This is a genomic window from Pseudomonas sp. K8 (genome assembly GCF_014889455.1).
Classification (GTDB): domain Bacteria; phylum Pseudomonadota; class Gammaproteobacteria; order Pseudomonadales; family Pseudomonadaceae; genus Aquipseudomonas; species Aquipseudomonas veronii.
The window spans coordinates 19,855-32,891 of sequence record NZ_VJWO01000063.1 but is presented as its reverse complement, the minus strand read 5'-3'; the positions used below and the strand labels follow the sequence as shown (position 1 = coordinate 32,891).

Annotated in this window: 13 protein-coding genes; 6 read left to right on the top strand and 7 right to left on the bottom strand. The window is 63.9% G+C overall.

The genetic code is table 11. The features are described 5' to 3' along the window. Both INT12_RS31500 and INT12_RS31690 read right to left on the bottom strand, forming a co-directional pair. Positions 1–176: PAAR domain-containing protein (locus INT12_RS31500; RefSeq protein WP_193059102.1), on the bottom strand; the 176-nt coding region annotated here is incomplete at its 3' end. Beyond that, positions 173–298 (bottom strand): hypothetical protein, encoded by a 126-nt coding sequence (locus tag INT12_RS31690; RefSeq protein WP_256583811.1) that lies wholly within the window; start codon positions 296–298, stop codon positions 173–175. The genes INT12_RS31500 and INT12_RS31690, both read right to left, overlap by 4 nt. A gap of 448 nt (positions 299–746) precedes the next feature. Between INT12_RS31690 and INT12_RS27625 the strand changes: the two genes are divergently transcribed. Next, entirely contained in the window at positions 747–998 is a 252-nt protein-coding gene (locus INT12_RS27625) for a DUF6124 family protein (RefSeq protein ID WP_046485678.1), read from the top strand. A 185-nt stretch (positions 999–1,183) separates the two neighbouring features. On the opposite strand, the gene INT12_RS27620 is transcribed toward INT12_RS27625, so the two are convergent. From INT12_RS27620 to INT12_RS27610, 3 genes are all read right to left on the bottom strand, one after another. Then, complete coding sequence (locus INT12_RS27620; protein WP_046485680.1) at positions 1,184–1,507, bottom strand: DNA-binding protein; 324 nt, start codon at positions 1,505–1,507, stop codon at positions 1,184–1,186. 182 nt (positions 1,508–1,689) lie between these two features. Continuing rightward, positions 1,690–2,415, bottom strand: coding sequence for a cobalt-precorrin-6A reductase (locus INT12_RS27615; RefSeq protein WP_102618969.1), 726 nt, complete (start codon positions 2,413–2,415; stop codon positions 1,690–1,692). Next, on the bottom strand, positions 2,412–3,617 hold the full coding sequence (locus tag INT12_RS27610) for a bifunctional cobalt-precorrin-7 (C(5))-methyltransferase/cobalt-precorrin-6B (C(15))-methyltransferase (protein ID WP_057006058.1): 1,206 nt from the start codon (positions 3,615–3,617) through the stop codon (positions 2,412–2,414). The genes INT12_RS27615 and INT12_RS27610 overlap by 4 nt, the downstream gene beginning before the upstream one ends. Positions 3,618–3,655: 38 nt before the next feature. On the opposite strand from INT12_RS27610, the gene cobG reads away from it, so the two are divergent. The 5 genes from cobG (at position 3,656) to INT12_RS27585 (ending at position 9,012) form a co-directional block, all read left to right on the top strand. Then, entirely contained in the window at positions 3,656–5,008 is a 1,353-nt protein-coding gene (gene cobG / locus INT12_RS27605) for a precorrin-3B synthase (RefSeq protein ID WP_193039895.1), read from the top strand. Next, the gene (locus INT12_RS27600) at positions 5,001–5,627 is read left to right on the top strand and encodes a precorrin-8X methylmutase (protein WP_046384855.1); all 627 of its coding nucleotides are present in this window, start codon (positions 5,001–5,003) and stop codon (positions 5,625–5,627) included. Before cobG ends, INT12_RS27600 begins: the two co-directional genes overlap by 8 nt. Continuing rightward, positions 5,627–6,358, top strand: a complete 732-nt coding sequence (locus tag INT12_RS27595) for a precorrin-2 C(20)-methyltransferase (protein WP_017849677.1) — start codon at positions 5,627–5,629, stop codon at positions 6,356–6,358. Before INT12_RS27600 ends, INT12_RS27595 begins: the two co-directional genes overlap by 1 nt. Then, positions 6,358–7,995 carry a precorrin-3B C(17)-methyltransferase gene (gene cobJ / locus INT12_RS27590; protein WP_102618967.1) on the top strand — a complete coding sequence of 546 codons (1,638 nt, stop codon included), beginning with the start codon at positions 6,358–6,360 and terminating at the stop codon, positions 7,993–7,995. Before INT12_RS27595 ends, cobJ begins: the two co-directional genes overlap by 1 nt. Before the next feature lie 237 nt (positions 7,996–8,232). Further along, entirely contained in the window at positions 8,233–9,012 is a 780-nt protein-coding gene (locus tag INT12_RS27585) for a hypothetical protein (RefSeq protein ID WP_046384853.1), read from the top strand. On the opposite strand, the gene INT12_RS27580 is transcribed toward INT12_RS27585, so the two are convergent. Next, the gene (locus INT12_RS27580) at positions 9,009–9,605 is read right to left on the bottom strand and encodes a MarC family protein (RefSeq protein WP_017849674.1); all 597 of its coding nucleotides are present in this window, start codon (positions 9,603–9,605) and stop codon (positions 9,009–9,011) included. The genes INT12_RS27585 and INT12_RS27580 overlap by 4 nt on opposite strands. A 613-nt stretch (positions 9,606–10,218) precedes the next feature. After that, positions 10,219–12,990, bottom strand: a complete 2,772-nt coding sequence (locus INT12_RS27575) for a hybrid sensor histidine kinase/response regulator (RefSeq protein ID WP_169885516.1) — start codon at positions 12,988–12,990, stop codon at positions 10,219–10,221. Positions 12,991–13,037 lie beyond the last annotated feature (47 nt).

Below are 13,037 nucleotides of genomic sequence, written 5' to 3'. Positions count from 1 at the left end.
TCGTGCAGGTGAGGCCCAACGAGCGCGATGACGCCTTCAGTGCCGCATGCCGGACAAGCGACCCGGTCACCCTCCCTGGCGATCATTTGGCCGTTGAAGCTGGTGCGCTCCAGGCCACTGATCACTTTGCCGCCCGCCGTGGTCGTCGCGCCAGTGGTGATGTTGTAGCGCTTCACATCTGGCTCTCTACGCGATATCCAGGCTGCAAAAGGTCAGGGATGCCATCGTCGTCCGCGTACTCCACCACCTGAGCCAGGTTTTGTAGGTTGCTGACCACTGTGTTATCGGAGCTGTTCATGTCACTTCCTTTTTTTGCGTGCAGAGGCCTCACACACCATCGTGGTGTTGAGTCGTGCAGAGGGGATCGCGCCGGGAGTGGCGCCAGGAAGAGGCTGCTGAATGATGAAGGACCAAACAACTGACCGTTCGGCTAGGTTTTTGTAAAAACAGAAACTTCCGACAAGTGTTTGAGGTTGCCCCTAGGAAACTCGCTCTCTAGTCTCCGTACACCTTTGCAAACGCAGCGGGCGGGCGTCGCGGCCCGGATTTTCTAAGAGCAAAGCGCTATCACCTGCTTTCAGTTGACGCCTTTTTATCGTCTACTGTGCGGCGCTATGGTGGCTGTGCGCGGGATACCTTCGGGTATGCCGGGTTGCCTTAGGACCGGTCCGCGAACCTGCGCACAGCTGCCACCCCATCGCGTCGCGGCGATCAGTGGCAGCTCCACTTTCCTGAGGAGCTTCACAATGATTAAACCCACCCCAAATCCCCCCGTCCGGCTATTCGCCGTGGCCGATGGAATCAGCACCGAAGACCTGTTGGTCAACCTCATCGAAACACTCGCCTCGGCCGATGCACTGAGTTGCGACCTTGCGTTTTACCTGGATGGCCCGAAACGAGAGGAATTGCTGGGCGTTGCGCAGTTGATAGGACTGGCGCAGTTACTGGCTGATCGCGTACAGGATGGTGTCGGGCAGATGACTGCCGCGAGGCGCTAACAGCCTGAGGAGTGATCGTTCCTGTGTTCGTCCAAAGGAACGATCTGCCAACTGTGTCGACAGCGTCGACACAATCGGCTCTCCGAATACCCCACGCTAGTTTTCCAGCATTTCATGTTTGATGCACAGACATGCCAGCACAGCATCATCTGTGTGACATTGGTGGTGTGGTTTGATGTCGCAAATTATGCGGTGGGAACTCCGTGGACCTGCATATCGACACCTAACGCTTTTCTAATCACTGCAAAAATCGCTGCCAGGTTATCCATGCTTGGGTTTCCGCTGGCTGACAACATCCGGTGCAGGCTTTTACTGGGTTTAGCGGTCTCTTTCGCAAGCCCTTCAAATCCCACTGTGGCGTTGACCAAATCACGCAGAATCACGCGTGAAATTTCCGGCTCGCCATTGAGAAAAAGCGTAGCCGCCTCATCCAGGAGTGCTTGGGCAAATTCAGGGTCGCGTTGAGCGCGTTCGGCGATGGTGTGTTTGTAGCTGCGGGTTAGCGCCATGCGGGGTTACCTCTTTGGTTCCGATGCCTTGCGCCGCTGATACTCTGCGATCAGCGACTTTACTGCGAGGAGATCGCGTTTTGGGCTGAGGTGGTTGTCGCGTCGGTATTCTTCAATCTCAATCATTGGCCGTGCTGAAGGTAACAAATAGGTTACTAATAAAACAGGCGAGCGATCCTGACTTATCGAATGAAGTTTGCCAACGCGATGAGTGTTTCTTCCAGCGACAAGAGTTCCCGATCCACTTGAGCCAACACCGGCCGCCTCAACACCAACACCGGCACCCCTCGCTCGCGTGCCACTTCCAGCTTCGGTTCGGTGGCGGTGCTGCCACTGTTCTTGCTGATCAGTACATCGATCTTTTGTCGTTCGAACAACGCACGCTCGTTTTCGATCAGAAACGGCCCACGCGCGCCGATGACTTCGCAGCGTTCATTGCCCGGATACACCTCCAACGCGCGCAGTGTCCAGAACTGCTCCTGCGGGATCTCATCAAGATGCTGCAACGGCTCGCGGCCCAAGGTGAACAGCGGGCGCTTGAAGGGTTTCAGGGCCTCGATCAGCTCGGCCCAGTCAGCGACTTCGCGCCAGTCATCCCCCGCTTGCGGTCGCCATGCCGGGCGGCGCAGGGCCCAACACGGCACACCGCACAACCGTGCTGCCTGGGCGGCGTTGTGGCTGATCTGTGCCGCATACGGGTGGGTGGCGTCGAGGATCAGGCCGATGTGTTCGTCGCGCACGAACTGCGCCAACCCTTCAACCCCGCCGTAGCCACCGACACGCACCTGGCAGGTGAGGTCGGTCGGCACGCGGCCCACACCGGCCAGACTGTAGATATGTTCGGGGCCGAGGGTGCGGGCGATGGCGAGGGCTTCGGTGACGCCGCCCAGTAGCAGGATCGGTTTCATAGGGGCTTGATCACGTCCAGCAGGGTGATCGGCAGCGCCTGGCGCCAGGTGTCGAATTCACCGAGCGGCTGGGCCTGGGCCACGTGGAGGCGGGTCAGTTCGCCGCCGTGTCGGGCGCGCCAGGCCATCAGGGTCATTTCGCTTTGCAGGGTCACGGCGTTGGCGACCAGGCGGCCACCGGGGCGCAGGTGCTGCCAGCAGGTCTCGAGCACGCCGTCGCGGGTGACGCCGCCGCCGATGAAGATCGCGTCGGGCGTTTCCAGGCCGCCGAGGGCCGCGGGTGCGGTGCCGCGCACCAGTTGCAGGCCGGGCACGCCGAGGGCGTCGCGGTTATGTTCGATCAGGCCTTGGCGGCCGGCATCGGCTTCAATCGCCAGGGCGCGGCAGCTCGGGTGGGCGCGCATCCACTCGATGCCGATGGAGCCGCTGCCCGCGCCCACGTCCCAGAGCAATTCGCCGGGCAGTGGCGCCAGGCGGGCCAGGGTCATGGCGCGCACGTCGCGCTTGGTCAGTTGGCCGTCGTGTTTGAATGCCACATCCGGCAGGCCGGCGAGGCGCGACAGGCGTGGGGCGTCGGCGTCGGCCAGGCAGTCGATGGCGACCAGGTTCAGATCGGCGACCGCAGCGTGCGGCCAAGCGTGGGCCACGCCATCGACACGCCGCTCAGCCGCGCCGCCCAGGTGTTCAAAGACGCTGAGGCGGCTCGGCCCAAAGCCGGATTCAGCCAACAGCGCGGCAATCGCGGCAGGGCTCTGCCCGTCATTGCTCAACACCAGCAAGCGCACGCCGCTGGCCAGATGTGCATTCAACGCCGCCAAGGGCCGGGCCACCACCGATAACGTCATCACGTCCTGCAACGCCCAGCCCAGACGCGCCGCCGCCAGCGACACAGAGGAGGGCGCCGGCAAAATCAGCATCTCTTCAGCCGGCACCTGCCGCGCCAGGCTGGCGCCGACGCCGTAGAACATCGGGTCGCCGCTGGCCAGCACGCACACCGGTTCACCGCGTCGCGCCAATAGCGGCGCCAGGGAAAACGGGCTCGGCCACAACTGGCGTTCGCCGCGCACGCACACTGGCAACAGGTCCAATTGGCGCTGGCCACCGATGATCCGCGCGGCACGCAACACGGCGTGCCGGGCGTTTCTGCCGAGCCCTTTGAAGCCGTCTTCACCGATGCCTATTACCGTCAGCCAGGGCGACATATGAATTCCTTGAACGACATCCGACGGGCAGGCTTTTCATGCCGTCGGACAAAGCAGGCATAATACCGCGCCTTGACCCGCGAACCGGTAGCCCCGTGAACCCAATCCCTGCTCTGAACACCTTGCGCCCCTCGGCTTGCCCGGGGTTGCTGCGTATCGTCCAGGCGTTGGACGGCGGCATTTGCCGGATCAAACTGGCCGGCGGCGCGATCAGCGCCGCACAAGCCCATGCCGTGGCGGACGCGGCCCAGGCCTATGCGGGCGGGGTGATCGAGGCGACCAACCGCGCCAACCTGCAGATCCGCGGGATCGGTGCCGAGCAGCAGGCTTTGATCGCGATGCTCCTTGCCGCAGGCCTCGGCCCCAGCACCGCCGCCGGTGACGACGTGCGCAACCTGATGCTCAGCCCCAGCGCCGGTATCGACCCGCAGATGCTGTTCGATACGCGCCCGCTGGCCGACCAGATCCTTGCCACCCTGCAAAACCACACGCGCTTCCACGAGCTGTCGGCCAAGTTCGCGGTGCAACTGGATGGCGGTGAAACCCTGGCGATGCTCGAACATCACCATGACCTGTGGCTGTCGGCCTTTGAGCAGGGCGGCGAAACACTGCTCGCGTTCGGCCTGGCCGGCTGCCCGGGGTTGGATGCGCCGTTGGCGGCCGTGCGCTTGGAGCAGGGGCATGCCTTGGTGGTGGCGGTGTTGGAACGGTTTCTGGACCTGACCACGCCGGCGCAAACACGCATGCGTCATCTGCCTGTGGATAACTTCCTGGTCGGGCTGGACCTGCCGTTATTGCCGGTCGATGGCTTCAAGCGCCCGGCCAGCGGGGCGTGGCTGCACCTGGGAAGTTATCCACAGCATCAGCACGGTCGGGTCTACGTCGCCGCCGTGACGCCGCTGGGTCGACTCGACGCCTCCATGCTCAAGGGCGCCGCGCAACTCGCCGATGAGTATGGCGACGGCACGCTGCGCTTTACCCCCTGGCAAGGTCTGCTGCTGCCCAACGCCAAATGCCAGGATGCCGCCGCGATCACCGCGCGCCTGGAACAGCTGGGCTTCCTCTGCTCGGCCGACCAGCCGCTGGCGCAGTTGATCGCCTGCACCGGCTCCAGCGGCTGCGGCAAAGGCCTGGCCGATACCAAGGCCGACGCGATGCAACTGGCCGCGCTGCGCCCAGGCCACGCGGTACATCTGTCTGGCTGCGCGCGTTCCTGCGCCGCCGCGCACATCGCGCCGGTGACCTTGCTGGCGGTCAGCCCCGGCCATTACGACGTCTATTTTCGCGAAGCAGCCCAGCCCGGTTTCGGCCGGCTGCACGCGCGCACTCTTTCTATTGAAGCGGCGGGCGCCCTGCTGCGCGCTCACCCACGGAGCAACACCGATGATTGATTACATCCGCGACGGTCAGGAGATCTATCGCAACTCCTTCGCCATTATTCGCGCGGAAGCCAGGTTGGAGCGCATCCCGGCCGACCTGGAAAAACTCGCGGTGCGCGTGATTCATGCCTGCGGCATGGTCGAGGCGATCGACGGCCTGCAGTTCTCCGCAGGCGCAGGCAAGGCCGGGCGCGAGGCGCTGGCCGCCGGTGCGCCGATTCTGTGCGATGCGCGGATGGTGTCCGAAGGCGTGACCCGTGCGCGGCTGCCGGCCAACAACGAAGTGATCTGTACCCTGCGCGACGAACGCGTGCCGGCGTTGGCGCAGAAGCTGGGCAACACCCGCTCCGCCGCCGCCCTGGAACTGTGGCGCCCGCACTTGGCCGGCAGTGTGGTGGTGATCGGCAATGCGCCGACCGCCTTGTTCTACCTGCTGGAAATGCTCGACGCCGGCGCGCCGAAACCGGCGTTGATCCTTGGCTTCCCGGTGGGCTTCGTCGGTGCCGCCGAATCCAAGGCGATGCTGGCCGCCGACAGCCGTGGCGTGCCGTTCGTGATCATGCAGGGCCGCCTGGGCGGCAGTGCGATGGCGGCTGCGGCGGTCAATGCCCTGGCCACGGAGGTCGAATAATGCCGGCACGCGGACGTTTGATCGGCCTGGGCGTCGGCCCCGGCGACCCGGAACTGATCACCCTCAAGGCCCTGCGCCTGCTGCGCGAATCGCCGGTGGTGGCGTACTTCGTGGCCAAGGGCAAAAAGGGCAACGCCTTCGGCATCATCGAAGACCACCTGGTGGCGCAGCAAACCCTGATGCCGCTGGTGTACCCGGTGACCACCGAAGCGTTGCCGGCGCCGCTGTCCTATGAACAGGTGATCAGCGATTTCTACGACAGCGCCAGCCAGGACGTCGCCGCGCACCTGGACGCCGGCCGCGATGTGGCGGTGATCTGTGAAGGTGACCCGTTCTTCTACGGCTCCTACATGTACCTGCATGACCGCCTGGCCGAGCGCTACGAAGCGCAGGTCATTCCCGGCGTGTGTTCGATGCTCGGTGGCGCCTCGGTGCTCGGCGCGCCGCTGGTGTATCGCAACCAGAGCCTGTCGGTGCTGTCGGGGGTGCTGCCCCATGAAGACCTCAAGCGTCGCCTGGCGGATGCCGACGCGGCGGTGATCATGAAGCTGGGGCGCAACTTCCCCAAGGTGCGCCAGGTGCTCGAAGAACTCGGCCTGGCCGAGCGTGCGCTGTATGTGGAGCGCGCGACCATGGCCAACCAGAAAATCGTCCCGCTGGATCAAGTCGAGCCGATGTCCTCGCCGTATTTCTCGCTGATCATCGTGCCCGGTGAACGGTGGCAAGGTTGATGCGCCCGGCGATTGTCATCCTCGGGCAGGGCAGCCTGGCCACGGCGCGCAGGATTGCGCAGGTGTATCCGGGCGCGGTGATCCACGGCCTGCAGGGCCGGGTCGACGGCGCGGACCAGAGCTACCGCGAATTCGGCGCGACCCTGCGCCAGCTCTATCAGCAAGGCACGCCGCTGATCGCGCTGTGCGCCGCCGGTATCGTGATCCGTACCCTGGCGCCGCTGCTGCTGGAAAAAGGCGAAGAGCCCGCCGTACTGGCCGTGGCCGAAGACGGCAGCGCGGTGGTGCCGTTGCTCGGTGGCTTGGGCGGGGTGAATGACATGGCGCGGGAGATTGCCGCGGCGTTGGGCGTGGCCGCCGCGATCACCACCAGTGGCGAGCTGCGTTTCGGCACGTGCCTGCTCAACCCGCCGGCCGGTTATCAACTGGCGGACCTGGAGCTGGGCAAGCGCTTCGTCAGCGACCTGCTTGCCGGCGAAAGCGTGCGTATCGAAGGCGCGGCGCCGTGGCTTGACCAGGCCAACCTGGCGCAGGACCGACAGGCGCGCCTGGCGATCCACGTAGGCAGCGCCGAGCGCGTACCGGCGGCCAACGAGTTGCTGATTTATCCACAGAGCGTGTGCGTCACCTGCAAGCCCGGCGCGCAATTGGCGCAGCGTGTGCGTGGCGCGTTGCATGCCTCGGGGATTGCCCTGCAGTCACTGGCCTGCCTGTTGGCCAGCGATACCCAGATGGCCGAACCGTCGTTGCACGAAGCGGCGTTGGAATTAGGCGTGCCGCTGCGTTTCGCCGAGGTGGAGCAAGCGGCGGACATCGTTGTTTCGGTCGCCGAGCAGCCCTTGGACGTGTCCCAGGTCGGTCGCCCGCGTGGCCGTCTTGCGGTGATCGGCCTTGGCCCTGGCGCCGCCGACCTGATGGTGCCGGCGGTGAAGGCCGAACTGGCGCGCTGTACCGATGTGCTGGGGTACGAAACCTACGTCCGCATGGCCGGGCCGTTCCGCGACGATCAGGTGCAGCACTGCACCGACAACCGTGAAGAAATGCAGCGCGCCCGCCACGCTTTCGCGCTGGCCGCTCAAGGCCGGTCGGTGGTGGTGGTGTCGTCCGGTGACCCTGGTGTGTTCGCCATGGCGGCGGCGGTGATCGAGGCGCTGCACGAGTCCGACGACCCGGCCTGGCACCAGGTCGAGCTGGAAATCCTGCCGGGCGTTTCCGCGTCCCTGGCCACCGCCGCCCAGGCCGGCGCGCCGTTGGGGCACGACTTCTGCGTGATGTCGCTGTCGGACAACCTCAAGCCCTGGTCGATCATCGAGCAGCGCCTGGACCTCGCGTCCCAGGCCGACCTGGCCCTGGCGTTCTACAACCCGATCTCGCGTGCGCGGCCGTGGCAACTGGGGCGTGCCCTGGAGATTGTCGCGCAACACCGCAACGCCGCAACGCCGGTGGTGCTGGGCCGCGATATCGGGCGACCGGGCCAGACCCTGCGCGTGACCACGCTGGGGCAATTGACCCCGGAACAGGTGGACATGCGGACCATGGTGCTGATCGGCTCGTCCACCACCTGCGCGTTCCCGCGCGCCGGCGGCGGTGAGTGGGTGTACACGCCGCGCTGGTATGGCGAAAAACCGGCCTCCTGAAAAGCGCCGCGCGAGCGCCGGAAAGCTCCGAATGACGCTGGGTGAACACCTGCCGTGATTCGGGGCTTTTTCTTTTTTTATCGATGAAATCCGGAACTGCCCGTGGGGCGCCCAACGAATGCTGGGCTGCGCTTTGCGAGCGCTGCCGGCAAGGGATGTTTGTCGTGTGGAAAGCCCGTCGGCGCCTGGACTAGTGTGGACACACGCCCCATGTGGGGTGCTTGTGGAGAACTGAAAATGGAGCGACATCACAGAAGGATCAACAGCACCAAGCGGCGCAAATTGATTGCCGCCTATAAGCTGCCCGGCGCGCCGGGGACGCACGCGGCTTTACCGCTGGATACCGAGGACGGCTGCAACGCGGCGGTGGTCAACAATGGCGTGATCTCGTTCGCCGACGGCCTGAGCGGCTTGAACCGCGAATACATCCGCAAAAGCTATCTGTTGGCCAGCAGCTACGTCAGCGATGTCTTGAAGATCAGTCGCGGCACGGAGGGCTGGTACGACGAATTTATCAAGGTGATGATCAGCCTGGGCTGGCTGCCGGTGCGCAGCCGGTTCGAGCGGGTCTCAAGCGCCGGCAAGGGGCTGACGGTGCAACTGGCGGCGCTGAATATCATCGCCACCCTGCTGGCCTCGACCTCACTGGCCGGGCCTCTGCTGACGGCGCTGCCGAAACTGGCCGCCGATGCGCTGGAAACATTGAAACAGATGCCGGCGTCATTCGAGCTGTTCAAGCGCAATAGCAGCGTGCATCAGGGCGGCGATTTTGGCTTGGCGTCCTGCGCCGAAACCGACGGCGAAGTCATGATGGTGCTGGTGACCTACAGCTCCCATGGCGTCAGCAAGCACGTGGGGCTGCCTTTTCTTGAGTGGGACAGTTCCTCGTTCGAGGCCTTCAGCGGGCAAACCTGCCTGGTGCTGAATACCTCGGTGGTCAACGAAAAAACCATCCAGTTGATGCGTGAGAGTGCGGGCGACAAGGTGCAACTGGCGATCGCCAAATACCGGATCTAAGGCACCAGGTAGCCGCGCACCCCGGTAAAGATGATTTGTGCGGCCAAGGCGCACACGAACAAGCCCATCAAGCGACTGACAATCTGCAAGCCCTGGTCACCGAGAATCCGTTCGATACGGTTGGACAAATACAGCACCACGCCCACCGTGAAGCTGGCCAGGGCGATGCTGAGGATGGCGGCGATTTTGTCGTCCCAATGGGGCTGGCTGACGCCCATCACCAGCAGCGCCCCGATGGTGCCGGGGCCGACGGTGAGGGGAATGGTCAGCGGAACGATGGTCACGTCCTGCTGCACGTTATCGGTCTGCACCGCCGACTTGCCCTGCGCCATGCCCAGGGCCGAGATGAACAGCACGCTGCCGGCGCCGATGCGGAAAGCGTCCACGGTGATGCCGAACACGCTGAAAATCACCCGGCCGAACAGGTAGAGCAAGACGCTCGACACCAGCGTCGCCAACGCCACTTTCCAGGCCAGGCGTCGCCGTTCTTTGCTCGAATAGCCGCGGGTCAGGCTGATAAAACAGGACAACACGAAGAACGGGCTGTAGAGCACCAGCATCTTCAGGTAAACGCTGAATAACACGTGGAGCATGGGGGTGGCTCGCGACAGAAGGAGATTGGCGGAGTCTATCAGGCGACAGAGATCAAATGTGGGAGGGAGCTTGCTCCCGATAGCGGTGTGACAGTCAGCTTATTTGTAACTGTTCCAGCGCTATCGGGAGCAAGCTTGCCATCGCCGGCTTTCAGTCGATGCATAGGTGACTGGTCCGCCGCCATCGGGGGCAAGCCCCCTCCCACATAGGATCTGTGGTGTTCATCCATTGTGTGGCAGACGCAGGCTCAGTGTGGGAGGGGGCTTGCTCCCGATGGCGGTGTGACCGTCAGCTTATTTGTAACTGTTCCAGCGCTATCGGGAGCGAGCTTGCCATCGCTGTCTTTCAGTCGATGCATAGGTGACTGGTCCACCGCCATCGGGGGCAAGCCCCTCCCACATAGGATCTGTGGTGTTCATCCATTGTGTGGCAGACGCAGGCTCAGTGTGGGAGGGGGCTTGCCCCCGATGGCGGTGTGACAGTCAGCTTATTTGTAACTGTTCCAGCGCTATCGGGAGCGAGCTTGCCATCGCTGTCTTTCAGTCGATGCATAGGTGACTGGTCCACCGCCATCGGGGGCAAGCCCCCTCCCACATTCGATCGCATTTGACGTTAAGAGGGTGCATGCTCCGGCCGTGGCTGACGCTGCGCCACCCAGTACTCCACCAGCTCGCGCAATTGTGACAATTCCACCGGCTTGGCCATGTGCCCGTCCATCCCGGCCTGGCGTGCGCGCTCTTTGTGTTCCGAGAGGATATGTGCGGTGAGCGCCACCACCGGCGTGCGAATGCGCTGGTGGCTGACTTCCCAGGCCCGCAACTGTTGGGTCGCGGAGAAGCCATCGAGGATCGGCATTTCACAGTCCATCAACACCAGATCATAGCGCTGGGCCTTCATCGCCTGCAGGGCTTCTTCGCCGTTGCTCGCGGTGTCCGGGTTGAGGTTGAGCTTGCCGAGCATGCCGCGGATGACTTTGGTGGAGATGCTGTTGTCTTCGGCCACCAGGATGCGGAAGTCGCTGGGCACGATGATGGCCGCCGGCGCGTTGAGGGGCGCGCGTGGCTGCCCGCCGCCTTTGCTGCGCTGGGTCAGTTCGTCGGCCAGGGTGGTCTTGAGGGTATAGCCGGCCACCGGCTTGGCGAGGATGCGCTTGATCCCGCAATTGCGCGCGATGATCTTGCTTGGCGCGTTACTGATGCCGGTGAGCATGATCAGCAGGATGTCGTGGTTGAGGCTCGGGTCTTCCTTGATCTTGGCCGCCAGTTGCATGCCGGTCATGCCGGGCATGTTCTGGTCCAGCAGCACCACGTCGAAGTAATCACGCAGGTGCGCCTTGGTGCGCAACAACGCCAGGGCTTCCTTGCCCGACGGCACGGCGCTGACATTCAGGCCCCAGGCGGTGCATTGCTGCACCAGCACTTTGCGGCAGGTGTCGTTGTCGTCCACCACCAGTACCCGCGCACCCTTGAGCGGGCCGTCGAGGTCGGAGGTCGGGTGTTCCAGGCGTTCCGGGTCCAGCGGCAGGGTCAGCCACAGGGTGCTGCCTTGTTGTGCGCCGCTCTTGATGCCGAATTCGCCGTTCATCAACAGGATCAACTGGCGCGCGATGACCAGGCCCAGGTGGCCGCTCAAGCGGGTGGCCGAGAGGAAGTTCTTGCTGTGCAGTTCGCTGTGCAGCAACGCATCGCGTTCGGCGGCTTCCATTGGCAGGCCGCTGTCCTGCACGGCAATGCGCAGGCGCGGCTTGGGGCTGCGCTCGTCGAGGGCGACGACGATCAACACTTCGCCTTCATCGGTTTTCTGCAGGGCGTTTTCCAGCAGGCTCAACATCGCCTGGCGCAGGCGCGTCGGGTCGCCGCTGATCACCCGCGGCACCTGGGGCTGGATAAAGCTGATCAGCTCGACGTTCTGCTGCTCGGCCTTGGCGCGGAAGATGCTCAGGCAGTCGTCGATCAGCGCATTGAGGTCGAACTGCACGTCGTCCAATTCGATCTGCCCGGATTCCAGCTTGGAGATATCGAGGATTTCGTTGATCAGTGTGAGCAGTTCGTTACCGGCGCTGTGGATCGTCTGCACATAGTCGCGCTGTTTGACCGACAACGGCGTGCCCAGCAGCAGCTCGGTCATGCCCAGCACGCCGTTCATGGGGGTACGGATTTCGTGGCTGATCTTCGCCAGGAACTCGGCCTTGGCGGCGATTTCGGCGTTGCTGGCCGCCAGCTCGCGGCTGAGGCTGAAGCGTGCTTCGACGATGGCGCGCTGGCGTTCGCCGAGGGCCAGGCTCATCAGCAGGCCACTGAGGCAGATAAAGCTGAGCAGGGTAATGATCAAGCCTTGCGGCGCCAGCAGCGTGAGGCCAAGCAAGGCAGGCAGGATGATCAGTGTGCCGATGTTGAACACCACCATCCCGGCCACGAACAACCGCGCCGGCCGGTAGCCTTTTTGCCAGTGATAGGCCGAGACAAACAACATGCTCAGGCCGGCCAGGGCCACCAGGGCGTAAGTGATGATGTTCAGCGGCAACGTGTTGACGAACAACAGCAGCAGGCCGCACAGCACGATCAACAGAATGTCGGCCATCAACAGTTTGTTCAGCGGGTGCGGGCCCAGCGGCATGAAGAAGCGATAGGCAAACATCAGCCCGCACGGTGCGGTCAGCAGCAGGGCGAGGTAGGCGCCCGGCGTCTGGATCGCGTGCCAGTTCTGCAGCCATGGCCCCAGCAGGTTGAGCAGCAACGCCAGGCTGAGCAGCAGCAGCACTTCGCAGGCCGCCAGCCACAGGCTGCTGCGTGAGCGGTGGTAGGCGAAGCGGGAGAGGTTGTGCAGGATCAGCATCAGCAGGCAGCCGAACAGCAGGCCGTAGATCAGCGTCTGGCTTTGGTCGGCGGCGGCGAGTACGGCCGGCTCCAGGGTGATATAGGGGCGCAGTTCGTGTTCCGAGACCAGGCGCAGGTACACCTCAAGGGGCTTCGGGCTCTGGGGCATCGGCAGCATGAAGTCGCTGCTGGGCAGCGGGCGCTCGGCCTGGGGCTGGCGCGTGCCGGTGGTTTGCTGTTCCACCAGGGTGTCGCCATCCAGCACATACAGACTCAGGAGGGAGACGTCCGGGGCAAACACCCGCAGCACTTGCTCGTGCTGGCCGGGTTGCAGCTTGAAGCGTACCCACAACGCACCGTCCGGCTCGGCGGCAGTGATCCGGTCCAGTTCGATGGGGCTGAATTGATTGGTGTAGCGGGGCGAACGGATATCGCTCAGTTGCAGGTCGGCCTGTTCATCAAGCAATACTGCCCAGCCACTGCCTTGCGCAGCGGCCTGGGCCGGGAGCAAACAGAGCAGTGTCAGCAGACTGACAGTGAAACCTATGGCGATCCTGAGCCAGCGCACGGCGAAATCCCTTCGTAGGTTGAAGCACGGGTTAACTATGCGCGGGG

Coding starts and splice junctions, on each gene's coding strand:
- INT12_RS27580 (WP_017849674.1), bottom strand. CDS start 9,605: ATGCTCCACGTGTTATTCAGCGTTTACCTGAAGATGCTGGTGCTCTAC.
- cobJ (WP_102618967.1), top strand. CDS start 6,358: ATGCGCCCGGCGATTGTCATCCTCGGGCAGGGCAGCCTGGCCACGGCG.
- cobG (WP_193039895.1), top strand. CDS start 3,656: ATGCCGTCGGACAAAGCAGGCATAATACCGCGCCTTGACCCGCGAACC.
- INT12_RS27620 (WP_046485680.1), bottom strand. CDS start 1,507: ATGGCGCTAACCCGCAGCTACAAACACACCATCGCCGAACGCGCTCAA.
- INT12_RS27595 (WP_017849677.1), top strand. CDS start 5,627: ATGCCGGCACGCGGACGTTTGATCGGCCTGGGCGTCGGCCCCGGCGAC.
- INT12_RS27625 (WP_046485678.1), top strand. CDS start 747: ATGATTAAACCCACCCCAAATCCCCCCGTCCGGCTATTCGCCGTGGCC.
- INT12_RS27585 (WP_046384853.1), top strand. CDS start 8,233: ATGGAGCGACATCACAGAAGGATCAACAGCACCAAGCGGCGCAAATTG.
- INT12_RS27600 (WP_046384855.1), top strand. CDS start 5,001: ATGATTGATTACATCCGCGACGGTCAGGAGATCTATCGCAACTCCTTC.
- INT12_RS31690 (WP_256583811.1), bottom strand. CDS start 298: ATGAACAGCTCCGATAACACAGTGGTCAGCAACCTACAAAACCTGGCT.
- INT12_RS27610 (WP_057006058.1), bottom strand. CDS start 3,617: ATGTCGCCCTGGCTGACGGTAATAGGCATCGGTGAAGACGGCTTCAAA.
- INT12_RS27615 (WP_102618969.1), bottom strand. CDS start 2,415: ATGAAACCGATCCTGCTACTGGGCGGCGTCACCGAAGCCCTCGCCATC.